This is a genomic window from Luteolibacter yonseiensis, from assembly GCF_016595465.1.
In the GTDB taxonomy this organism is placed as follows: Bacteria; Verrucomicrobiota; Verrucomicrobiia; order Verrucomicrobiales; family Akkermansiaceae; genus Luteolibacter; species Luteolibacter yonseiensis.
The window spans coordinates 1326712-1349357 of the sequence record NZ_JAENIK010000011.1 but is presented as its reverse complement, the minus strand read 5'-3'; the positions used below and the strand labels follow the sequence as shown (position 1 = coordinate 1349357).

Annotated in this window: 17 protein-coding genes; 6 read left to right on the top strand and 11 right to left on the bottom strand. The window is 57.3% G+C overall.

Annotation, left to right across the window (positions count from 1 at the left end; all coding sequences use genetic code 11):
* The 5 genes from JIN84_RS15345 to JIN84_RS15325 are packed head-to-tail and all read right to left on the bottom strand — an operon-like array spanning nucleotide 1 to nucleotide 5779.
* Nucleotides 1-1065 carry a bifunctional UDP-4-keto-pentose/UDP-xylose synthase gene (locus tag JIN84_RS15345; protein ID WP_200351921.1) on the bottom strand — a complete coding sequence of 355 codons (1065 nt, stop codon included), beginning with the start codon at nucleotides 1063-1065 and terminating at the stop codon, nucleotides 1-3.
* Nucleotides 1062-1973, bottom strand: coding sequence for a formyltransferase (locus tag JIN84_RS15340; RefSeq protein ID WP_200351920.1), 912 nt, complete (start codon nucleotides 1971-1973; stop codon nucleotides 1062-1064). Before JIN84_RS15340 ends, JIN84_RS15345 begins: the two co-directional genes overlap by 4 nt.
* On the bottom strand, nucleotides 1966-2916 hold the full coding sequence (locus tag JIN84_RS15335) for a glycosyltransferase (protein WP_200351919.1): 951 nt from the start codon (nucleotides 2914-2916) through the stop codon (nucleotides 1966-1968). The genes JIN84_RS15340 and JIN84_RS15335 overlap by 8 nt, the downstream gene beginning before the upstream one ends.
* Entirely contained in the window at nucleotides 2913-4043 is a 1131-nt protein-coding gene (locus JIN84_RS15330) for a DegT/DnrJ/EryC1/StrS family aminotransferase (RefSeq protein WP_200351918.1), read from the bottom strand. Before JIN84_RS15330 ends, JIN84_RS15335 begins: the two co-directional genes overlap by 4 nt.
* A 2-nt stretch (nucleotides 4044-4045) precedes the next feature.
* The gene (locus JIN84_RS15325; protein WP_267908244.1) at nucleotides 4046-5779 is read right to left on the bottom strand and encodes a phospholipid carrier-dependent glycosyltransferase; all 1734 of its coding nucleotides are present in this window, start codon (nucleotides 5777-5779) and stop codon (nucleotides 4046-4048) included.
* Between the two features lie 340 nt (nucleotides 5780-6119).
* Between JIN84_RS15325 and JIN84_RS15320 the strand changes: the two genes are divergently transcribed.
* From JIN84_RS15320 to JIN84_RS15300, 5 genes are all read left to right on the top strand, one after another.
* Nucleotides 6120-6797 (top strand): response regulator transcription factor, encoded by a 678-nt coding sequence (locus JIN84_RS15320; RefSeq protein ID WP_200351916.1) that lies wholly within the window; start codon nucleotides 6120-6122, stop codon nucleotides 6795-6797.
* Complete coding sequence (locus JIN84_RS23440; RefSeq protein WP_200351915.1) at nucleotides 6794-8272, top strand: sensor histidine kinase; 1479 nt, start codon at nucleotides 6794-6796, stop codon at nucleotides 8270-8272. The genes JIN84_RS15320 and JIN84_RS23440 overlap by 4 nt, the downstream gene beginning before the upstream one ends.
* The gene (locus JIN84_RS15310; protein ID WP_200351914.1) at nucleotides 8269-8931 is read left to right on the top strand and encodes a TVP38/TMEM64 family protein; all 663 of its coding nucleotides are present in this window, start codon (nucleotides 8269-8271) and stop codon (nucleotides 8929-8931) included. Before JIN84_RS23440 ends, JIN84_RS15310 begins: the two co-directional genes overlap by 4 nt.
* A gap of 140 nt (nucleotides 8932-9071) precedes the next feature.
* Nucleotides 9072-9656, top strand: coding sequence for a phosphatase PAP2 family protein (locus tag JIN84_RS15305; RefSeq protein ID WP_200351913.1), 585 nt, complete (start codon nucleotides 9072-9074; stop codon nucleotides 9654-9656).
* Between the two features lie 375 nt (nucleotides 9657-10031).
* Nucleotides 10032-11909, top strand: coding sequence for an LTA synthase family protein (locus JIN84_RS15300; RefSeq protein ID WP_200351912.1), 1878 nt, complete (start codon nucleotides 10032-10034; stop codon nucleotides 11907-11909).
* A 46-nt stretch (nucleotides 11910-11955) separates the two neighbouring features.
* Here JIN84_RS15300 and JIN84_RS15295 read toward each other — a convergent pair whose 3' ends face one another.
* The 6 genes from JIN84_RS15295 to JIN84_RS15270 all read right to left on the bottom strand — a co-directional run bounded on the left by JIN84_RS15295 (nucleotide 11956) and on the right by JIN84_RS15270 (nucleotide 22047).
* Entirely contained in the window at nucleotides 11956-12447 is a 492-nt protein-coding gene (locus JIN84_RS15295; RefSeq protein ID WP_200351911.1) for a Fur family transcriptional regulator, read from the bottom strand.
* Between the two features lie 877 nt (nucleotides 12448-13324).
* Nucleotides 13325-15478: a TonB-dependent receptor gene (locus tag JIN84_RS15290; RefSeq protein ID WP_200351910.1), complete on the bottom strand. Its 2154-nt coding sequence runs from the start codon at nucleotides 15476-15478 to the stop codon at nucleotides 13325-13327.
* A gap of 212 nt (nucleotides 15479-15690) precedes the next feature.
* The gene (locus tag JIN84_RS15285) at nucleotides 15691-16566 is read right to left on the bottom strand and encodes an FkbM family methyltransferase (RefSeq protein ID WP_200351909.1); all 876 of its coding nucleotides are present in this window, start codon (nucleotides 16564-16566) and stop codon (nucleotides 15691-15693) included.
* A gap of 92 nt (nucleotides 16567-16658) precedes the next feature.
* Nucleotides 16659-19751: an efflux RND transporter permease subunit gene (locus tag JIN84_RS15280; protein ID WP_200351908.1), complete on the bottom strand. Its 3093-nt coding sequence runs from the start codon at nucleotides 19749-19751 to the stop codon at nucleotides 16659-16661.
* 9 nt (nucleotides 19752-19760) lie between these two features.
* Nucleotides 19761-20666 (bottom strand): efflux RND transporter periplasmic adaptor subunit, encoded by a 906-nt coding sequence (locus JIN84_RS15275; RefSeq protein WP_200351907.1) that lies wholly within the window; start codon nucleotides 20664-20666, stop codon nucleotides 19761-19763.
* The gene (locus tag JIN84_RS15270; RefSeq protein WP_200351906.1) at nucleotides 20656-22047 is read right to left on the bottom strand and encodes a TolC family protein; all 1392 of its coding nucleotides are present in this window, start codon (nucleotides 22045-22047) and stop codon (nucleotides 20656-20658) included. The genes JIN84_RS15275 and JIN84_RS15270 overlap by 11 nt, the downstream gene beginning before the upstream one ends.
* A 221-nt stretch (nucleotides 22048-22268) precedes the next feature.
* Between JIN84_RS15270 and JIN84_RS15265 the strand changes: the two genes are divergently transcribed.
* Nucleotides 22269-22631, top strand: coding sequence for a hypothetical protein (locus tag JIN84_RS15265; protein WP_200351905.1), 363 nt, complete (start codon nucleotides 22269-22271; stop codon nucleotides 22629-22631).
* Nucleotides 22632-22646 lie beyond the last annotated feature (15 nt).

Below are 22646 nucleotides of genomic sequence, written 5' to 3'. Positions count from 1 at the left end.
TCATATGGCCGCGTGCTCAAGGGTCAGATCATGGCTCTCCTGCTTCAGATGGTAGTCCAAGGTCAGTCGGATTGCCGTTTGGAGATCTACCTTCGGTAGCCAACCGAGAGCTTCCTCCGCTGCTGAGATGGAGGGGACCCGGGTATGTATGTCCTGATAATACTTTCCAAAGTAATCCATTGACGAAACCGACACCACCTCGGTCTGTTCGGCACGCTCCCGGTATTCCGGATACCCCCTGAACGTCTCCAGGATGATCGCGGCCAGATCCGCGACCGAAACATTGTTGGTTGGGTTGCCGATGTTGAAAATCTTTCTGGAAGCAGCTCCATCCTTGTTTTCGATGATGCGAAGCAAACAATCCACCCCGTCATCGATGAAAGTGAATGATCTGCTCTGCAATCCCCCATCCACCAGCTGGATCGGTTTGGAGAAAATCACATTGCTGATGAACTGGGTGAAGAGGCGCGAGCTCCCCTCCTTCGGCTCCATGACATTGTCGAGCTTCGGTCCGATCCAGTTGAAGGGCCGGAACAAGGTATAGTCCAGATCATCACGGACGCCGTAGGCGTAGATCACCCTGTCCAGCAACTGCTTGGAGGCGGCGTAGATCCACCGCTGTTTGTCGATGGGCCCGTAGACCATGTTGCTTGTGGCCTCGTCCAGCACCGCCTCAGGCGACATGCCGTAGACTTCGGAGGTCGAGGGGAAAATCAGACGTTTTTTATATTTCACGCATTTTCTCGCGACATCGAGATTGGCTTCGAAATCCAGTTCGAAAACTCCCAGCGGATTCTTCACATACTGTGCGGGATTGGCGATGGCGACCAATGGAATCACCACGTCGCATTTTTTAATGTGATACTCGATCCATTCGCAGTTGATGGTTATATCCCCTTCCACAAAGGTGAACCGGTCGTGACCGAGGAGGTGGGTGAGCTTGTTGTCTCCCACATCCATCCCGAAGACTTCCCAGTCCTTCTGGCTCAGGATCGCGTCGATCAGGCTGCTGCCGATGAAGCCGTTCGCGCCGAGAATCAATATTTTAAGTGGTGTCTTCTTCATTTGAGAAATTGTGATTGAAATTGAAATCCCTTCGTTGGCGCGTGTAGGGGAGCGGCTCGCCAATCGATCTCGGTGAGTTCGACCGCACCGTCCCCGGTTGCGACGATGAAGGGTTCGACGGAGAGCACCTCGCCAGGTCTGCCGCTGTGATCCTGGGCAAGCTCCACCCACCAGACCATGAGACGCAGATCGCCGGCATCCGTGAACGCTCCCGGATAGGGACGGGTGACCGCACGGACGAGATTGAAGATCTCCGACGACGGGCGGGTCCAATCGATCCTGCCGTCCTCAGGTTTCCGGCCACCGAAATAAGATGCTTTGGATTCGTCCTGCTCGGTTTCGACGGCGGTGGCATTCAGGAGCCTGTCAATCTGGCGTTCCAGAATGGAGACCGCGCACGGCATGACCTTCCGGAAAGCTTGTTCCGCGGTGTCGCGCGGCGAAATCTCCACTCCTTCCTGATCCACCACAGCTCCTGCGTCAGGTTTTTTCACCATGCGGTGGAGAGACATTCCAATGCGCCGTTCGCCGTGAAGCACCGCCCAGTTGATCGGCGCCCGTCCACGGTATGCGGGTAAAAGCGAACCATGGATGTTGAACGCCCCCAGGCGGGCGAATGAAAGAATCTCGGGAGAAATCATCTGCCGGTAATACACCGAGAGGATGAGATCCGGGGCCATCCGCCTGATAATGGCTTTCCACTCGCCGGTGTTCGGCGAAGCCGGCGTATAGATGGAGACACCATGCTCCAGCGCCACCGCCGCGGGAGTTTTGAACCAGATCGTTTCATCCGGATTATCCTCATGCGTAATGAGACCTATGACGTTGTCACCACGGCGCAGAAGCAAATCGAGACATTCGAATCCAACTTCGCTATAGCCAAAAAAAAGAATGCGGGGTTTACTCATGATTCTGTGATTCGAGGATATGACTGATGTGGTAGCGGGTGTTCCCCCTGACAACCTGATAGGTTCTCCCCATGTATTCGCCGATCAGACCGATGCCGACCATGCACACGCTGATGAGAAAAAACAGTATGCCGAAGAGAGTGAATATTCCACCTTCTTCCGGTCCTATCACGAGGCGGCGTGTTCCCAATACGACGACCAGCAGGAAGGAACATGCCGAGCATGCCATCGCGAAAATCGTGAACAGCTGGAGCGGGGCCGTGGTGAAATAGGTGATCAGATCAAAATTGAGCCTGATCAATTTATATAAGGAATAGTTGGAAGTTCCCGCATGCCGCTCCTCGTGGGCGACCGGAATCTCCGTAGGCTTCCGAGCGAGGCTGTAGGCCAGGGCGGGTATGAAGGTATTGGTCGCTCCGCTTCTGACGATGCCGTCCACGACGTTGCGGGAATAGGCGCGCAACATGCACCCCTGGTCGGTCATCCGGATGCTGGTGAGGCTCGCGCGGACCAGATTGACCGCTTGCGATACACGGCGGCGGAAAAGCGAATCCTGCCGGTCCTGCCGCATTCCGCCCACACAATCGTATCCCTCCTCGATTTTCGCGAGCAGGTTCGGGATTTCTTCGGGAGGGTTCTGAAGGTCCGCGTCCAAGGTGACGACCACCTCTCCTCTCACCCTCTCGAAGCCGGCCATGACCGCCATGTGCTGCCCATAGTTGGCGTTGAATTCGATCACCCGCGTGACGTCCGGCCGCAAGGCATGCTGACCCGCGAGAATCTCCCGCGTTCCATCCGCACTTCCATCGTTTGTGAAAATGATTTCATAGCTCCGACGGAGTCCGTCGAGCACCGGATAGAGTCTGGCGAACAGGGCCGGGAGGTTTCCCTGTTCATTGTAAACCGGCACCACCACCGAAATATCAATTCTTGATCGGGTCATGGTTTGAGAGCGTTGATGAGGCTGTCCACAACCCGCTTCACATCGGAGGTTGTCATGCTTGGGAACAAGGGCAGGGTCAGGATGTTTCTTCCCGCGTGCTCTGCGTGTGGGAAATCGCCCTCCCTCCAGCCAGCCCTCCGATAAAGCGAGAAAAGATGGATCGCGGGATAGTGCACACCCGTGGAGATTCCCGTTTCGGCCATGCGCTTCATCACATCGCCCCTTCCTGCCGCGTCTGGGTCTCCAGAGAGAATCACTTGAAACATGTGCCAGTTGCTTCTCTCGAAATCCATCACCGGCAGGGCTATTTTGAAATCCGGGATTTCCTGCCGATCAAGCTGCCGGAAATATTCCCGTACCAGCTCGCGGCGGCGCATGTTGAATTCGTCGATCCTCGCAAGCTGGTTGATGCCGACCGCGGCGGCCACGTCCGTCAGATTGAATTTCCCCCCCGGCACCTTGACATCCATTTCGTCGACTCCAGACCGCAAGACGCCTTGCAACCGGTATTGCTCGGCCAACTTCGCCTCGGTCTCATCATTCATCACCAGACACCCTCCTTCGATGGATGTGGCGTTCTTGTTCGGATGAAAGCTGAATGACACCAGATCTCCGATCGAGCCGATCCTGCTCCCGTTCCATACGCTCCCCAGTGATTGGGCGGCGTCCTCGATCACCCGCAGGTTGTGGGAAACCGCCAGCTCATACAGCCGGTCGCGGTTCACAGGGAGACCGGCGAGATCCACAGGCATGATCGCCTTTGTCGATGGGGTGATGGCCGGGGAGATGGCATCAAGGTCGATGTTGCGGGTGACGGGATCGATATCGACAAACACGGGCTTTGCTCCAACGGCGAGGATCACATTGCTTGTGGCGACCCAGGTAAGAGGAGTGGTGATGACTTCGTCACCCGGTCCGACGCCTGCCAACCGGAGCGCGATCTCCAACGAGGCAGTGCCCGAATTGAAAACGCGGACAGGACGGCCACCGAAATAATCCGACAGCCTGGCTTCGAATTCCTTCACTTTGGGGCCGGAAGTGATCCAGCCGGAACGCAATACTTTCGCGACTTCTGCGATTGTTTCCTCGTCAATCGTCGGACGGGTTAATGGAAGATGATCGACCATGGTTACGGCTGTGGTTGGACTGGGTCGACAGATTTGGAGACGAGAACGAAACGGGCGGATCGGGCGATGACCCGATGGTTGGGAATCTTGGGCAGGAACCACCTTTCGTAAGCTTTTGGCCGCACAACGGCATAGGCATCTCCCGGACGGTTCCAGTCATCCGGAAAATCTTCACGGTTCAGGAAACGGGCGGATGTCATTTCCGGTTCGGCATCGATGCCGTAAGCAAGCTCCCCCCGGTAATCCACCACATGGATAAGCCTGTTCAGATAGACCGGCAGATCCTGGGTGTATGTTCCGACACTGTACACCCGATCCTCCGGTTTCAAAATCGGTTTGATCATGGTCGCGAACTTCCTGGTGGAGGTCTTTTCAAAAGTCGCGGCACCGATCGACACCGTGACCAGCACCGCTACAAACGTTCCGACGATCGAGCCAATCACAAGTCGGGGCAGTTTCCTGCGTAGTCCCATAATGGTTCCCGCCATGCCGGCGACGAGAACAAAACCCGCCGCGGCGCGGAAATAGGGCAGACGGGCCGCCAGGTCCGGTTGGTCGCCCGGAGCAGGCACGATGACGACGGCCACCGCCAGCAGGAACGAAAAACAGATGAACCCGCGTCCCGCGAGAAAGAATCCGCCTTCCGGCTGATTGCGCCACGCGTGTGCCAGGGCCCGTCCGATCAGGACCGCCGCCGGTGGGAAAACCGGCAGAATGTAAGGTATCAGTTTCGACTGAGATATCGAAAAAAACCCGACAATGAACACGATCCAGATCAGAAAAAACCATGCCTCGGAATTGAGCGTGCGGGATTTCCAGGAGCCGACCGATGTTCTCCAGGTTTCAGAGATGAAGACCGACCACGGGAAAAGTCCTCCGAAAAACATGGGTAGGAAGAACCACCAGGGTTCATAACGGCCGTGGACCCTTGTGGTGAAACGCAGCCAGTGCTCGTGGACGAAGTAAAAATTCAGGAAATCCGGGTGGGTTCGCGCCGCCAGAATGTGCCATGGAGCGGCGATCGCCAGCAGCAGGATCGTACCCGCTATCGGATGAAAAGGCATTAACTTATGCCATTGATTCAGCAGCAGCAGCCAGAAGAACATCACCGCGCCGGGAATGGCGATTCCTATCAAACCCTTCGATAGTGTGGCCAGGGCCATGAACACATAACAGCCCATGAACAACCAGAACCTCCGGCGTCCCCGAGGTTCCCTGACTGCGAGAATAAATGACAGCAGGCACCCCGTGATGGTCACCGCCACCGCCATGTCCAACAGGATGATCTGGCTGAGGACGTAATAAAATATATTCGTGGAAAGAACAATGGCCGCCCACACGCCGCTCAGCCGCCCATACAGCGCGCGTCCTGCGGCATAGGCAAGCAATACTCCCAGCACCGCGAATATCCCGCCCCAAAGCCGCGCGGTGAATTCGCTCACTCCGAACTGGCGGAATGTCAGAGCGGAAAGCCAGTAAACGAGTGGCGGCTTTTCAAAATATTGAACTCCATTCAACCGGGGAGTGACAAAATCACCGGTCGCCGCCATCTCTCGTGGAATTTCGGAATAGCGCCCTTCGTCGGGATTGCCAAGAGGTCTCAGTCCCAAAAGCGCACAAAACCATAGTCCACACACGACGGAAAGGATAGCGATGTCACGGACCCAGGAGGCCGATTGAGGGGCAGGCTCGGCAAGTGGTGCGCCGGAATGGAACGAAGTTGTCAGTGCTGGCATGTCGTGATGCCCGGGACGTTGCCAGAAACAGTATTAGAGTTTGATGAGACACGGAATTTTCTCTGAAAATTCGTATTTCCACCGTCCTGGAAATCGTTGGTTGTATGACCCCCGCCGCACGGATACGGCACCATGCGATATTTAAAGATCTCACAATCAACGAAAAGCGATGATCCAATTGTATTTGAGAAGGTGGCGTTCAACCGTTCCCCCCGAGGTTTGAACAGCCAGGTCCACACAAATTCCCGCTTTCTCATCAAATCCTAATATTTGATTCGATAGGGTGCGGGCGCTGAGCATCCGGGACGAAACATCTCCACTTGCCGGTTCGGAATAAACCATGCGCTGCTTACTTGTAGAGGACTATCTGCCACTGAGAAAAAACATCAACGAACGTCTTGTTGAAGAAGGCTTCGTTGTGGATGTGAGCGCCACCGGAGACGTGGGGCTGTGGTTTGCGGAAAACCATGCTTACGATTGTATCGTCCTGGACATCATGCTCCCCGAAGTGAACGGATTGGATCTTCTCCATAAAATCCGGAAATCGCAGAACAAGACGCCTGTGATCATGATCAGCGCGCGGGATTCCGTCGAGCAGCGGATTGAAGGCCTGAACATGGGCGCGGATGATTATTTGGTGAAGCCTTTCGCACTCGGGGAACTTGTCGCGCGCATCCGTGCGCTGATCCGCCGGTCCTATCGCCAGGAATCACCGACCCTGAACATAGGCGATCTCATGATCGACTGCCTTACCAAAAAGGTCACGAGGGCGGGTCAGGACGTATTTCTCACCCCCCGCGAGTACCGGCTTCTGGAATATCTGGCCTTCAGGGCCGGCGAGCCGGTAAGTCGAACGGATATCTGGGAACACGTATACGAGGACCAGACCGGCGGAAACAGCAACGCCGTGGACGTATACATCAGCTACCTTCGTAAAAAACTCAATTCGGGCGGAGGACCAGACCTGATCCGGACCCGGCGGGGGCAGGGCTACATCATTGAACGACCACTCCCGTGAATCATCCCTCAATCCGCCGCCGGCTTCTTTTTGGTACGGGACTGATGGTGTCCATCGTGCTACTTCTCGCCAATTTGCTGACATACCAGGAATTCCAGCGGACACTCTATCAGACTGTCGACGACCATCTCATGCTGAGCGTGTCGCTTCTGGCCAAGTCCACGGAACTGGAGGCGTCCGGGGTCGATTACGAATGGCAGGAAGCAATGAAATCCGCCGGTGCGTCCGACGTCGCCGGCGTTTTCGCTTTCTGGGACCTTACTTCCGGAAAAGTAACGAAGTCTCCGGAACTCGGCGGCGACGATCTTCCGCTGATATACGGAAAACTCAATGAACCGGTTAAAGATACCATCACATTGACCGACGGCAGACGAGCGCGGGTCGTCGGACTTCTTCATCACCCGTTCGCCGATCAGGAGGGCATCGATCTGGCAGCGAGCCAGGGCCTGAAGCTGATCCCCGGCGAGCATCCCCAGGTAGTCGTCTGCGCGCTCGAAATGGAGTCGCTGGTCGCCCGGCTTTCAGAACTCAAGGAACATCTCTTCTGGGGAGCTGTGGCGACGCTCGCCGTCATCTGGGTTTCAATTTTTGGAATCTCCAACTGGTGCCTCCGTCCCCTCAAGGAGTTCAGCGCCGGACTTCTGGAACGGTCCGAAAACGAGTCCCCGGGACATACCAACATTCCGCGAAGCCTTCCTTCGGAACTGGTCGGTCTGGCGAATACCTTCAACATTGTTCTGGATAAGGTCGAGAGATCGAGAATGCGGGAAAAGGAGTTCGCACTGAGGGCCGCCCATGAACTCAGAACTCCGGTGGCGGGAATCTACGCGACCCTGGAACAATCCGTCAGCCGGGACCGTCCGGTGCAGGATCTCCAGGCGAGGATACGTGAAGCGTTGAATATCGCGGACGGGATGCGGACGGTATTGGACAGTCTGATGCGTCTTGCGAGGATTAGGGGTGGATTTGAACTCTCCATCAAAACAATGTTCTCGCCCGCTTCCGTGGTGCGGGAAATTCTGGATTCCAATTCTTCCGTCATGCGGAGTCGGGATCTCAGGTTGATAGCGGATATCCCGGAACATCTTCCTGCCATTCAGAATGACGTCGGGCTTTTCAAAGTGGTGGCCGCGAACCTGATCGAGAACTCGGTCAGTCACAGCCCTCCTGGGTCGGAAATCCATGTGGGTCTGGTAGCGACCGCCACGGAACTTTCCCTCGTCTGCATGAACCCTACCAAGGTGGAACTCGAAGAATCCAGCATCGAACAATGGTTTTTGCCGTTCCACCGCGGGTCGGTTGCCATGGATGATGCGAGCGGACATGCGGGCCTCGGTCTCAGCCTCGCCAGAGAAGCTGCGGATCTTCTCGGTGGCAAACTGCAGGCGGAAGCCGTGGATCGTGAGAACATCCTCTTCAAATTTCTTCTTTCTGTCTCGGGATCGGGACATGACAGGCGGACCAGGCAACCATGAAGCCGCCCATCGTCCGTCACCGGCACAAGCTCGCGGTCCTCTTGATTTCCGGGTTCCTGCTTATCGGCCTGCTCTGGATTCTTCTTCCCCAGGAACTCGCCGATCTCGCTCACGAACATTTCGACATCATGATGGGAAATGTCCGCGCCACTCCGTTTCCCGTCTTCATCCTGCTGCTTGGAATCCTGCCGCTGGCCGGAGTGCCCGTGACCGCCCTCTATCTCGCCGCCGGAGCGGTCTATGCCCCGGTTTACGGCATGCCCGTCACTTTCGCGGGCATCGGAGCCGGATTGTTGATAAATCTTCTTCTGAGCTATGCCTATGCCAAAGCGTTCCGACGACCGGTGAACCGGATTTTAAGCCGTTTCTCCGCGACCTTGCCGGATTACTCGGGACAACCGGCATGGAAGTTGATTCTCATTATCCGCTTCGCGCCGGGCCTGCCCCAGTTGGTTCAGAATTTCCTGCTCGGGATACTGGGGGTTCCGGTCGGGTTATATCTCGTCCTTTCCTTCTCCGCGGAAATGGTCATCGCCTACGGCTACATGACCGCAGGCAGTTCGTTCGCTACCGGACGGTTCAATCTGTTCATCTGTGGCGCAGGGGTGATCGTCATCGTTCTCGCGGCCACAAGCCTCTTCAACCACCGGAGGGCATGAATATCAGAATCACGCGCCGGGAAATCGCGGATCGATTCCACCGATACCTCCGTAAGATTCGGGACAGGCCTTCAACACCAGCGTTCATTCTTTTGATCGCGTGCAACCTGCTCCTTTTTTCACTCATCTCCGAGGACGTCATGGAGGGAGAACAACAGGATTTCGACCGGACTCTGTTGCTGGCGCTTCGCGAACCGGGAGACCTTTCGGATCCGATCGGTTCCGACGGGTGGGAGGAGATGGCCCGGGACATCACGGCTTTGGGCGGTGTTACCGTCCTCACCGGCATGACGGTTTCCGTCATCGGCCTCACGCTCATCCTGCGCAAACCGAGACTTGGAAGTTTCATCGCTGTCGCAGTGACGAGTGGGGTCCTGATCAGCAATCTACTGAAAAGCTGTTTTGACCGGCCCCGACCGGATCTGGTCCCACACGACATGCTCGTGACCAGCGCCAGTTTCCCCAGCGGCCACGCCATGATGTCCGCGGTGGTTTACCTGACCTTGGGAACCATTGTCGCCAGCATGCAGCGGAAGCTCGCGGTGCGTCTCTATCTGATCGGACTGGCGATCTCGATTTCGGTGCTGGTGGGAGCGAGCCGGGTCTATCTCGGCGTCCACTGGCCAACCGACATCCTTGCCGGGTGGTCGCTGGGCGGGGCGTGGGCGATGTCATGCCGGCTCATCGCGACGAAGCTCGGGTATGCGGTGGAAAGGTCGGACTAGGTGGCATCCGGATGCTCCGATCAAATCCACTCTATTTTGGTCGTGCTCATTAAATTCTCATCTTGAGTCTGCTAATTGAGGATCAGTTGATGACTCCCCTATCCGTCACTGCTGGCACCATTGAATCTGGATCAGGCGGACCGCTTCCGAGGAGACGGCTGCTCCATTCACCCTTGGTGAAGCGGGCGGTGATCGTGACCGTCGGGATCGTCACCATTCCCTTCATCCGGATCCAACCCCTGTTCGAAACGCCTTCCGGTTGCCGGAAGTCTTGAGTCCCGCTTCCGACCATCCATTTTTCTCATGTTCCAACTATTCCGTCCCGCCTCATTTCGCCTGCCGTCTGTCGCATTCTGTCTCTTCGTCGGGTTTTCAATGATATCCCGCCTCGCCCTCTTTCTGCAAGCGGGACATCAACTGACGCCGGATTCATCCCTCCTCGGAGCGTTCGCGTGCGGCTTGTTTTTCGATGCGATCTCCGGCCTGTTCGCCGCCATTCCATGGGTCCTGTATGGCGCGGTCATGCCGGAGCGGTTTTTGAAATCGATCTGGGGCAAATGGACAACGGCTTCCCTGATGGTGGCGTTCTCCGGTCTCCTGATTTTCATCACTGTTTCCGAATGGTTCTTTTGGAATGAATTCGGCGCGCGATTCAACTTCATCGCGGTAGATTACCTGATCTGGACGCAGGAAGTGCTTGGCAACATCACGGAATCCTACCCCATGGGTCCCATTCTGTGCGGCATCGCCCTGCTGTCTTGCGGCCTGGTCTGGCTGATCCACGGCAAAGGGATAATGACGTGGGCCGTCACCGGAAGCGCGCGCTGGGAAGCGAGTGCCGGCTGGCTGGCAGCGGGTCTGGGATTGTCCACATTGGCGGCGCACTTGGTCAGTCAGTCATCGCTGCCCGCCTTCTCCAATCAATACCACGGAGAACTGGCGAAAAACGGCTGCTGGTCATTTTTCGCGGCATTCAAGCAGATGGAGCTGAACTACGACCAGTGGTATCCCAGATTGTCGCAAAAGAACGCGCTGATGTCGGCGAAAAAACTGCTCGTCACGGAAAACGAACAAGCGGGCGGCGCCTCCACCGAGGATCTCCATCGTGTGATCCAGGGACGCGGCGACGAACACCAATGGAATGTGATGCTGATCTGCATGGAAAGCATGAGCGGCAGCTACATGGCCTATGCGGGCGGAGAAAAAGGCATCACGCCGAATCTGGACCGTCTTGCGAAGGAGTCGCTCTTTTTCAACAACCTTTTCGCGACCGGAACGCGTACGGTCAGGGGAATGGAAGCCCTGACACTCAATCTGCCGCCCACTCCCGGGCAGTCGATCATCTACCGTCCTGAGGGGACGAATCTGACGACGACCTTCAGTCCGTTTCTCAAACGCGGCTACGACTGCGCCTTTTTCTACGGTGGTGACGGTAGATTCGACTACATGAACCGCTATTTCTCCACCTCCGGATGCCGCATCATGGACGTGAAGGAGTGGGACAAAAAGGACGTCACCTTCAAAACCTCATGGGGTGCCTGCGATGAAGATCTTTTCAACAAGGCGATTGCCGAGGCGGACAAGGACCACGCGCGCAACAAGCCGTTCCACTACTTTTGCATGACCACGAGCAATCACCGGCCCTATGATTTCCCGGATGGACGGATCGACCTGAAATCCCACACCGGGCGGGACGCTGCGGTGAAGTATGCGGACTGGGCGGTGGGAAAATTGATCGAAGACGCGAGCAAAAAGCCCTGGTTCAAGGAGACCTTGTTTGTCATCTGCTCCGACCATTGCGCGGGCAGCGCGGGCAAGTCCGACCTGGACGTTACGAAATTCCACATCCCGGCAATGATCTACAATCCCGGTCTGGTACCGGCGAGGCAATATTCCAAGCTCTGCAGCCAGATCGACGTCATACCAACCGTGTTCGGGCTCTTGAACTGGAATTATGAAACCCTCAGCTATGGACACGATCTGCTTTCCTCAGAGACCGATCCGACCACAGAGAGGGCGTTCATCAGCAACTATCAAAAAATCGCGCTCTTGAGAAAAGAGCATCTCGTCATCCTCAAACCCAAGCGACAAAGCTCGTTGTATTCCTGCGACATCGCGACGGGCGACCTCATCCCGCTGAAAGACGAGGGCGAGGAAATCACCCGCGACGCCATTTCCTACTACCAGAGCGCATCCTGGCTGTTCGGCAGCGGTGGCCTCAAAGCTCAAAATCGCAAGGCAGGCAAACCATGACGGAACCAAATCGTCCTTCGATGGGTGAGGCGCGGCGTTGCAAGGATCAAACAACACCATTCCAGGAGGATTCTTTCGCCATACCGGTTATTTCCACCGGGCAGGACCGGCACTCGGTTTGGATTTGAAGCGACACACCATCCGTCCTGAATCCCAGATCGCCCGCCTTGCCAGCGAGGGCATCGAGACAATGGTCGTATATAGAAACGATTTTCCGGCATTTTTTGCAGACAATATAAATATTAGCGGAACCGGCGGATATGACGAATGAACGAAGCCCTCCTGCTCCATGAATCTCGGTGAGAAAACCGGCGTCCAGCAGGTCTGCGAGCGCTCGATACACTCCGGAAATGGAAATATCGAGACCATGCTTTCGGACCTCACTCCATAATTTTTCAGCATCGAAAGCACACTTTTGGTCCGCTATGACAGCACAGAGCCTTTCCCGGACGGGAGTGAGGCGGCGCCCCCTCCTCCTCCAGATATGCCGTGCCTGTTGGACGAAATCATTGGTGATCATGTCAGTTCCATTCTCCATGATAAAATATTGTCATACTCCCGCCGTTGCTGATGATCTCAAGAGATTGATTCCGGATCCGGAATCAGGCTGCTCATGTCGGACAAACAAGATCCTGCTTCCGGCGGCAGCACTTGAAACAATGAAGATAATGTCTCCAGTTGCGGCGCATCGCAAAAATTCGGCACTAGGTTCACACGAAAATGACTCATATTCAATCAGACAGGCGAATCCGTTCGCGAAGCGGTTCGAAATCAAAACCTGAGGCGGGAAAGCTGGAAAGATTCAATATGAATCGGAGCAGGTTTTCTACAATAAAATGCGACGATACGAAAACCGATTTCTCATCAAATTCTAATAATTCATATGCCACTCTCAGGAGATAGGCCCATTCGAACGTTCCTTCTGAGCCGGAACGCGTTGATGCGGTCGTCCGAGGGAAAGCACTCCTTGAAATCATGAAACTCCTTCCGTTGTTTTCACTTCTCAACACCATCACACTTGCCGCGAACCCAAGAGGTTCTATCGGATTCTGATTCCCGCCTCGCCATGAGTTTTCCGCGCCGGCTTCCCTTGGTCCGGGTATCTTCCTGCGGAGGCCGCGATATCAGTGAGCGGACTCACGGACAATCCGACCATCAACATCGATGTTTGTGAAAACTCGGTAAGGATCAGATGAAGGATCGGCCGGCGAAAAAATCGATGTCATGGACGGGGGCTGGTGAGCGAAACGTAGTCCCCGGTGACGGGAAAGAAGCATTGTGGCAGCACCCTCCCTTCCGCGCTTCGGCGACCACCCTTGTTAAAAAATTCATCCATCCAACAAAAATCCAGGTCCCGATACGGGACCTGGACAAATGTTACATTCTGCGGGCCGTTCAAGGCGGACCCCGTCTGCTCAGAATTTATAGGTAAGGCCGAGGCGGAATGCGATCGGCGAACCCGGGGTGATGTTATCGTTGCTGTGAGCGGTGCTGTAATACTCTTCGTTGAAGAGGTTTTCCACGTTCAGCTGCGCGCTCAGATGATCGTCGTGACGATAGAACAGGCCGGCGTCAAAACGGACGAAGTCAGGAAGGGTGACGGCATTGTCAGCCGCCGCGTAAATTTCGTCGCGATAGATGGCTCCGATGCCCACTCCCCAATGCTCGTTGAAGTCGTAGCGGTTCCATAGGGAGAACGAGTTCTTTGGCAGTTGTTGGATAGGTGTTCCGGATGCGATGAGCCCGTTGGAGCTCTGGGTCTCGCCTTCCTGATAAGCATAGCCCGCGGAGATGCTCCAACGGTCGGTGATCAGGCCGGTGGCGCCAAGCTCGATGCCCTTGACCTCCTGGCCGTCCACAAGGATGAGCTTGGTGGAATCGGTGGGATCCACAACCGCCTGGTTGGTCCGGTTGAGCTGGAAGGCGGCGACGGTGAAGGAGAGGCGCTGGGTCGCATCCCACTTGGCGCCGATTTCGTAGTTCTCAAACTCCTCGGGGTCGAGCGAGGCGTTGGTGGCGGAGAGGGAGGCGAGCTGTTCTCCCGCACGCGGCACGTTGGAACGGGCGTAGCTGGTGTAGAGCGCCAGATTTTCGATTGGTTTGTACACGAGGCCCAGACGGGGGGAGAAGAGATCGTCGGAAGTCTCGATGTCCTCGCCCGTGCGGTTGTTGTGGAAATCCACATCCAGGAAATCAACGCGCAAACCGGCGATCAACTGCAGTTGGGGCAGGAGCTGCACCTGATCCTGAACATACAAGGCCACCCCTTCCGCCACGCTATTGTTGTCGGCATCGGTGGCACTCTGGCGGAAAAACAGCGGCCCATGATAAAGTGGATCCTTTGCCGAGACCATACCGGTGCCACCACTGCCAAGAGCGATGGTGCCTGCCGGGTCGACATAGCCGGTTTCGCGGTAGTTGTCGGTTTCCTGGCGACTGAGTTCCATCCCGGTCAGCAGCGTGTGGCCGATGGAACCGGTGTCGAACTTGAATGTCACATCCGTCTGGTTGAGGAAATTCTCGCGCTCGGTGGCATTGTTGTAGGCGGCGACGGAAAGCATGCCCGGTGTTGTGGCCCCCACGGCGCTGCTCGCGAAGACGTTCTGGTAGAACTTGTCATAGGACGCGTAGCGGGTGGAGTTGCGAAGAGTGATGTTCTCGGTGAACTTATGGTCGAGGGACGCGGTGAAGGCGAGCACTTCGACATCGGTGGGGCTGCGGTCCGGATCGCCGAAGAAAGTGGATTCGTCGGTATTGTACGGCTTACCGTTGAAGGAAGGAATACCGCGGTCGGCGGTGCGCTCGTCGGTAAAATATTCGAAGGCCAGACGCAGTGTGGTTTGATCGGAGATCGCCCACCCGAAGGTCGGGTTCACGCCCACGCGCTCGTTGTAAACACCGTCGCGATAGGAGTCCGAGTTTTCATAGAGCCCGTTCAGACGAAGCGCCTTCTCATCATCCAATGACTGGTTGACATCGAAAGTGGTGCGATACTGGTCCCAGGAACCGGCAAGGCCCGAGACTTCATAAGAGGATCCCTCTCCGATCACCGCTTGTTTGGTGACGCGGTTGAGCACGCCGCCAGGACCGCCACGGCCGAAGATCATGCCGCTGGGGCCTTTGAGGACATCGACCTGTTCGATGTTGTAGAAGTCGCGATAATACTGCACGTCGTCCCGGAGCCCGTCCACGAAGTAGTCGCCTGTGGAACTGCTGCCACGGAAAACCACGGTGTCGCGGTTGCCTTCGCCTTGGGCGGTGCCCACTCCGGGGACATAACGGACGGCATCGCCGATGCTGTTGACGGCGGTGTCCTTGAGGAATTGTTCGCTGAGGACCGTGACCGACTGCGGAGTGTCGATGAGCGGAGTGTCTGTCTTGGTGGCCGTGGTGGTTTTCTTCACGGCGTAGGGTGACCCGGCCTTGGCTTTCACCACGAGAGTGGGGAGCGTGCCGGTTTCACCACTCTGATTCGGGTTGCTTTGGGCTTGGGCGTTGACCAGTGCGGGCGCTGCGGAAAATGCAAGTAGACCGGTCGCCAGGGCTTTCGAAGTGCGATTGATGTGCATGTGGCCGTGGTTTTGTATAGATTAACTTTTCCCGTCAATTACTATTGAGATTCAATTTCAACATAATTGAAAAATCATCCTTTTATTATAGAAAGATTATAAACAAACCGGCAAATCATTATAAAATGATTAGAAAAACATTATAAAATGATTATAAGAATCCTTTTAGCATCCTCACGCGTCGGAATTCGCCCAAGCTTCCGGACGGTTCACTACGGAGACGCGTCCGGGAGAACGAGGATGCCGTTCATTTTCGTGCGGAGGCCGAGCTGATAGCCGTGGGCGACGAGAAGATTCTCGAGTGGTCCTCCTCCCGGTCCCACGATTTCACCGATAATCAAACGCGGCCATAGCTGGCGCGGCGCGGTGTTGAAAAACGCTTCAAGAACGGGAACCTCCAAGCCTTCGATGTCGATTTTCATCGCGGCTACTTCCACAACAGCTGCCTCTTGCAAAAGATCCAACAACGGTCTGCCCGGAACACGTCGGCCTCCCCCCTCCTGACGCACGGTTGTCTGGCCCGCATTGCCTTCATGCCGTTCGACGATGACCTCACACGGCGCCGCCGTGACGGCGCAAGGGAAAAGCGTGACGGAGCCGGTGAAGCCGTTCACGGCCAGATTGTGACGCATGCGCTCGAGCATGACTTCGGAAGGCTCCACCGCGATGACGCGCAGGCCGGGCTGTTTTTGGGCAAGCGCCCAGAAGGTGTAAAACCCGGCGTTCGCACCGATATCAACAAACACCGCTCCGGGATGCAGGACGGAGGCCAGAGCCTCCCGCTCTGGAGCATCGTGAAAGTTGGTCATGGTCAGCCAGCGCTGCTCGGTGAGATTTCCACGCGCGCCGAGACGGAGGTACAGATCCCAGATCCGGCGGTCATAGATTCCCTGCGTGCCGGTCTTGATCAGCTTGCGAAGCAGGAAGGCGAGCTTGCGGGTAATGCGGTTCGCCGGCAGAAGGTCGATCAATTCCAGGCAGAACGCGGCAGCCCCCCGTGGTTTCCAGGCGCCCCACGGTGAGGAAGTGTCGAAATGCACGGCTGCTTGGGGATCGTGAATTTCATTCGCGCCGATGCCCGGCGACATGGGCGGATGGCAGGGAAAAACGCGAAGGATGCCCGCACCGCTTTTTTGTTGATTTGCCATTCGCAGGTCGGATGGAGGAAGCGGGGTGTCGGTCATGGCATTATCATGTGAGGTCCGCGCCCGAAGTATCCGAATTTCAACGCCAGCGCGGGCAGAAGAAGGAGATTCAACAGGGTGGAGGAAATCAGGCCACCGAGGATGACGATCGCCATCGGTCCCTCGATTTCCTGACCGGCGGCCTCCGGCCTGAGAGCGATGGGCAGAAGGGCGAGCGCGGTGACCGTCGCCGTCATCAGGACCGGGACCATCCGCTCCCCCGCTCCGCGTATTGCGGTTTCGAGATTCCATGGCGAACCATCCACATGGACGAGATGTTCGTAATGGGATAGCATCATGATCGCGTTGCGGGTGCTGACACCGAACAAGGTCACCATCCCGACCAGCGCTCCGAGGGAAACCGGCAGACCGCTGATCCACAGCGCCACCACTCCGCCGACAATCGCGAAGGGCAGGTTCACCATTACCAGCGTGACATTTCTGCCGGAGCGGAAAACGGCCCATAACAGCAGCACCACCAGCATCAGGGCGAGCGACGAGGAAACCACCAGATTCCGGTGCGCCTCGGCCTGGGCTTCCGCCGCACCGGTGAAAACGAGTTGCATGCCTTTTCCCAGATCCACTTGTTTTGCGATGTCCTTCCGGGCGTCCGCCACCACCTCGGCCACACTGCGCCCCTGCGTGTTGCAAGTGATGACCTGTCTGCGGCGTCCCCCTTCGTGCCGGATTGTTGAACGCCCTGCGGCGGAAAACACGTCCGCCACCTCCCGCAGTTGCACGATGGCCCCGCTGGTGGTGACGAGCGGTGTCCTGGCGAGCCCCCCCACATCGCCCTCTTCTCCGCCGGTGACGACCAGCGGCACAAGCTGGCTGCCTTGATAGAGTTGCGCCACCTCCGTCCCCTGGTAGACGGTTTGCAAAACATCAAGAACCTCGGTGGAACGGATGCCAAGGCGTTCCAACATCCCCGGCTTGAGACGGACCACCAGACGGGGTGACTCGGAGGCGGACTGGACCATCACATCGGACGCGCCACTCACTTTGCCAAGAACGACCGCCACCTCCGCGGCGCTTTTTTCCAGTGCGTCAAGATCATCACCATAAAGACTGAGGACGATTTCCGAGGTCTCGCCGCTGATCGTCTCGCTGATGCGGTCGCCGAGAAAGGTGAGAACCTCCGATTGCAAGCCCGGGTATTTCTCTGCCAGCGCCCGGATGTCTTCCTGCGTCCGCACCTCGTCGGTGCCCGGTCCCGGCTTGAGTTCGATATGGAATTCCGAGCGCTCCGGTCCCCAGGTATCCACGCCCGCCTCCGAACGACCGGCCTGTTCCTGCACGCTGAGGATGCGCGGATCCTCCAGAAGCTCCTTCGAGATCGAGGCTCCGATCCTGCTCATTTCCGGCAGCGATGTTCCGGATACGGCGGAAAGCTGCATCACGAAATGCCCCTCGCGGAAATCCGGCAGAAAGCTGGTTTTCAAACCGGGCACCAGCAACGCCACCCCACCGAGGACCAGCAGCGCGATGAGAAATATCGTTTTGGGAAAACGGGCGACACCACGCAGGCAGCGCGAGTGCAGCCACTTCATCCCACGCAGATAGAACGGCTCGCGCTCCTCCTTCAGTTTTCCCAGCATCAACGAACACAGCGCCGGGGTCACCGTGACCGCGACAAGCAGCGAGGCGATGGTGGCCATCACGAAGGCGAGCCCGAGCGGCAGGAAAAACCGGCCTTGGATTCCTCCCAACATGAATACCGGTATAAATGCTGCCATGACGATCAGCGTGGCGTAGACAATCGCTCCCCTGACCTCCACGGATGCGTCGAGGATGACGCTGGCGTATGGCTTGGGAACCGCGAGCGTGGCGTTTTCGCGCAAGCGCCGGACGATGTTCTCAACGTCGATGATCGCATCATCCACCACCACGCCGATGGCCACCGCGAAGCCGCCGAGCGTCATGGTGTTCAGAGTCACGCCGAACGCGCGGAAAACGATCACCGCCGCCAACAGCGAAAGCGGTATCGACAGGAAGGAGATGAAGGCCGTGCGCGGGCTACGCAGGAAAACCAACAGCACGATCACCACAAGCACCGCACCGATGGCCAGCGAATGACCGATGTGGCCCAGTGCGATCTCAATGAAATTCGCGGGCCGGTGCAGCGCGCCGTGGAGGGTGATGTTTTGCTTGTCCAAGGCGGGTTGGAAATCGGCGAGCGCCGCCTCGACGCGGCGGGTCACATCAAGCGTGTTCGTACCGTATTGGCTGGTCATCGCCAGCAGGATGCCCGGCTTTCCTTGGATCAGCGCGTCGCCGGATTTCGGAGCTGCCGCCTTCTTGATTTCCGCCACATCCCTCAACCTCACGGCGTCTCCACCAGCGCCCTTGATGACGGTCGATCCGATGCCCGCCGGGTCTGAAAGCTGTCCGTCCGTCGCAATGAGCAGGCGTTGGTTCGTCGTCTCGATATAACCGGCGCCACGGATGCCACCCGCTTCCCCAGCCGCCTTGATGACTTCCGCAAGGGTGATTTTATATTCCAACAGCTTCGCGGGATTCACCTGGATTTGCATCTGCTCGACCTCTCCACCGACCACGCTGACATCCGCAACGCCCGGCACCGCCAGCAGCAGGGGCTTGAGCTGCCAGTCCGCCAGCGTCCGCATTTCCATGGGAGTGGCCTGCCCGGATGTCAGGCCGATTTTCAAAAGATCCATCGTCGAGGAAACCAGTGGCGAGAGTGTCGGCGCCTTTGATTCCTTCGGCAGATGTCCTGCCACCTCTGTCATGCGCTCGGCCAGAAGTTGCCGGTCCATCAGCACGTCCGACGTTTCCGAGAACGACACCGTCACCACGGACAGGCCTTGGATGGATTCCGAGCGGACGGTGTCCAGATTCGCAATACCGCTGACGGCGGACTCAATCGGATAAGTCACCAGTTTCTCCACCTGTTCGGGAGCGAGGCCGGGGACTTCCGTCTGGATCGTCACCTGCGGCGGGACGAAATCCGGGAATACATCGAGCGATGACTGCGATGTCTGATAAATGCCGTAGCCCATGACGAGAGCCGCCGTCACAACGACCACGCCACGGAAACGCAGGGAATGTCGGATGATCGAACTTAACATGGCGTCGTATTATTCCTCGGCGGGACCTGCCGTTTCCTTGGATAGGATGGACTGTGCTCCCTTCGTGACCACTGGATGGGGCGGGATCACGCCGTTGGAGAGAAACCAACCGTCGTCGACAGGCTCGTCCGTGGGTATCTCCACCCGCTTGAATGTCCCATCCCCACCTCCTTGATAAACCCACGCCTTTCCCAAATAGAACACCACAGCCGCCTGCGGAATCTTGATGCCGGAGCGCGGCTCGCCTCTGATTTCCAAGCTTCCGGTGAGCGTCAATCCGATCGCAAGCGGAGTGTCCGGCGTCTCCATCACCCCGAAAAATCCCTGTGACAGGAAGGCCGGATCCATCGTGGTGGCGGGCGAGATCGACGTGCAGCGGATCGGTTTCATTTCCCGGCCGAACACATGCAGGTTCGCTGCCAGCGGTATTCCGGTGACGGTCTCGGAGCGGGCCACCGAGAGCCGGGCGATAGCCATGCGCCCTTCCAACAAGTCTCCCAGCAACGTCGCACGATCCGTAGCTGCCAGCTTGGAAAAACGCGGTCCCCATTCCAGAACGAGCCGATCTTCCAGTGTCCGCATCGAGGCCCGATCCCTCACCAACTGCGCCTGAGCGGCCTCCACATCCTTGCGGGCGACCAGCTCTCCCGAAGCGAACAATTTTTCCACCCTGTCGGAAGTCTGTTGGGAAATCTCCAACGCCGCCTTGGCCGCATCGATCTGACGGAAGAGATCGATCAATGGAGCGGGAGACAGCACCGTGCCATATGCCGCCACTTCCGGTGGCAGCGACCTCGCGGCTGGCTCGGCGGTTTCCAGCCCGATGAGGTGCTGGGCCTCGGCATCGATCTCGGTCGCACAGGCGGGCGGTCCGGTGAGCAGGACGAAAAAAGATGTTAGAATTTTAGTTTTCATCGAAGGAAATGCGGGCGCTGTCTTCCAACCGGCCAAGCGACTGCTGTGCCTGACCGAGGGCGTCGATGCGGGCGAGCTTGGCTTGAAGAACGAGAGAACGGGCCGCATTTGCCGTCAGCCGGTCGCCTTCGCCTGCTTTGGAAAGACGTTCCGCGTCTTCGAACTGCTGGTTCTGGGAGGTGACCAGATTTTCGACCTCGCGCAGCCGTTGGCGTTCGGCGTTGTAGGCGGCCAGCGCCTGATCGAGTTCGCCACGGATACCGATCTGCAAGCGCTCGAATACGGCGGCGGATTCGTCGCGCTTGGCGGCGGCCTCACGGATCGGTCCTGCGTTGCGATCGATGGGAAGGGTGAAACCGATACCGAGGGCCCATTTGGACTGACCTTGGTCAAAGGTGTAGCCGGGATTCAGATGAATGTCCGGAGTTTGTTTCGCGATTTCCAAACGCAGGGCGGCGTCACTCGCCGCATAATCTTCCAGCGCCCCGAGGATGTCGCTTCGCTGGATCAGCGCGGACTTGCGGAGCGAGCTTTCCGCCGGTGCTGCGGGAAAATGATCCAAGGCACCGAACGAGACGGCTGTATTGCGGATCGAAATAGCCGGAACGCCGAGCGCGGTGGCGAGCTTCACACGGGCGGCGTCGAGTTTGCTGCGGCCGTCGGCGAGATCGAGCAGATCGCGGCCCTGTTGTGTCTGATAGACTCCGAGGTCCGTCTTGGGTGCTTCGCCCGCTTTCACCCGCTCGGACACCATCGAGACGAGATCCGCGTCGTTCCCACGCTGTTCTTCCAGAAGGTCGAGACGCCGGATACAGATCTCCAGTTCCAGCAATGCCGCGCGGACACCGGAAGAGACCGTCCACGCAGTGTCCGCGGCGGACAGCGCGGCGGAGTTCGAAGCTGCGATCGCCTGCGCCGTTCTCTCGCCCCGTTTGTTGGCGGTTTCCAGCGGCACATCAAGAGAGAAACCGATCACCCATGGCGAGACACCGGCGCCCGCCTTGTTTCCATACTCGGGACCGATGGACAATGTCGGATTCGGGCGGGTGCCAGCCGTTTCGATCCCGGCGCGCATGGTGGCTCCCCTGGCCTTCGCCACAGCGATTTCCGGATGATGGTATAGCGCCGCCCCTTGCAATTCGCGGAGCCTCCAGGGAGAAGGCGGCCAACCACGCCCCCTGCTCCAATGGCCTGAGGAAATAATCGCGTCCCGCAACTGCGGATCATCCAGCCTGCGCTTCCCGAAACTGATGGCGGTCGTACCGGGGTCAAGGGCCTTCGGCTGATAGATCTGACAACCGACGGATGATAGCAACGAAATGATTGCCGAAGCTCCGCCAAGCAGGAGAGCAAGGGATATCGGGGATTTTTTGAATTTCACGATCAACACGCGATGATTAGCGAAACCACCATGAGAAACCCATGAGAACAGCCTACAAATTTCGAGTTAAATCGACAACCATGCGGGCATCTCCATCCGCATTCATTTTATTCCGATCGATAATCCTGTCCTCATCTTGGACGCTTACAGTCACCACTATCGCCGTTCGGAACTCACCCGGCTGCGACGACAATCAAACAAACAACAATCATTAACAAATCATGAGAAACAAACAAACCATCAGAACCCTTGTCATCGCGCTCGCTCTCGGTGCAGGCACCACATTCGCCGAAGAGGAGAAGGATGAAAAGATCCCCTTCGCCTCCCTGCCCGCGGCGGTTCAAAAAACCATCCAGGCGGAAGCCGATGCCAAGAGCGCCACCATCGGCGATGTGGAAAAGGAGACCGAAAAAGGCAAGACCGAATACGAAGCCGAGATCACCCGGAAGGACGGGAAGAAGTTCGAAGTCGTCGTCGCCGAGGACGGCAGCCTGATCAAGACCAAGGCGGACGATGACAAGAAGGAAGAAAAAGAGCATGAGAAGGGCGCCAAGGAGGAGGAAGAGGAAGAAGACGGCGAGTGATTCCAACCGCGCTTG

Bases quoted from the DNA above. Each gene is read 5' to 3' on its own strand.
- JIN84_RS15280 (WP_200351908.1), bottom strand. From the start codon at position 19,751: ATGTTAAGTTCGATCATCCGACATTCCCTGCGTTTCCGTGGCGTGGTC.
- JIN84_RS15290 (WP_200351910.1), bottom strand. From the start codon at position 15,478: ATGCACATCAATCGCACTTCGAAAGCCCTGGCGACCGGTCTACTTGCA.
- JIN84_RS15305 (WP_200351913.1), top strand. From the start codon at position 9,072: ATGGAGGGAGAACAACAGGATTTCGACCGGACTCTGTTGCTGGCGCTT.
- JIN84_RS15265 (WP_200351905.1), top strand. From the start codon at position 22,269: ATGAGAAACAAACAAACCATCAGAACCCTTGTCATCGCGCTCGCTCTC.
- JIN84_RS15285 (WP_200351909.1), bottom strand. From the start codon at position 16,566: ATGTCGCCGGGCATCGGCGCGAATGAAATTCACGATCCCCAAGCAGCC.
- JIN84_RS15325 (WP_267908244.1), bottom strand. From the start codon at position 5,779: ATGCCAGCACTGACAACTTCGTTCCATTCCGGCGCACCACTTGCCGAG.
- JIN84_RS15335 (WP_200351919.1), bottom strand. From the start codon at position 2,916: ATGACCCGATCAAGAATTGATATTTCGGTGGTGGTGCCGGTTTACAAT.
- JIN84_RS15310 (WP_200351914.1), top strand. From the start codon at position 8,269: ATGAAGCCGCCCATCGTCCGTCACCGGCACAAGCTCGCGGTCCTCTTG.
- JIN84_RS15275 (WP_200351907.1), bottom strand. From the start codon at position 20,666: ATGAAAACTAAAATTCTAACATCTTTTTTCGTCCTGCTCACCGGACCG.
- JIN84_RS15300 (WP_200351912.1), top strand. From the start codon at position 10,032: ATGATATCCCGCCTCGCCCTCTTTCTGCAAGCGGGACATCAACTGACG.
- JIN84_RS15295 (WP_200351911.1), bottom strand. From the start codon at position 12,447: ATGGAGAATGGAACTGACATGATCACCAATGATTTCGTCCAACAGGCA.
- JIN84_RS15320 (WP_200351916.1), top strand. From the start codon at position 6,120: ATGCGCTGCTTACTTGTAGAGGACTATCTGCCACTGAGAAAAAACATC.
- JIN84_RS15345 (WP_200351921.1), bottom strand. From the start codon at position 1,065: ATGAAGAAGACACCACTTAAAATATTGATTCTCGGCGCGAACGGCTTC.
- JIN84_RS15340 (WP_200351920.1), bottom strand. From the start codon at position 1,973: ATGAGTAAACCCCGCATTCTTTTTTTTGGCTATAGCGAAGTTGGATTC.
- JIN84_RS15330 (WP_200351918.1), bottom strand. From the start codon at position 4,043: ATGGTCGATCATCTTCCATTAACCCGTCCGACGATTGACGAGGAAACA.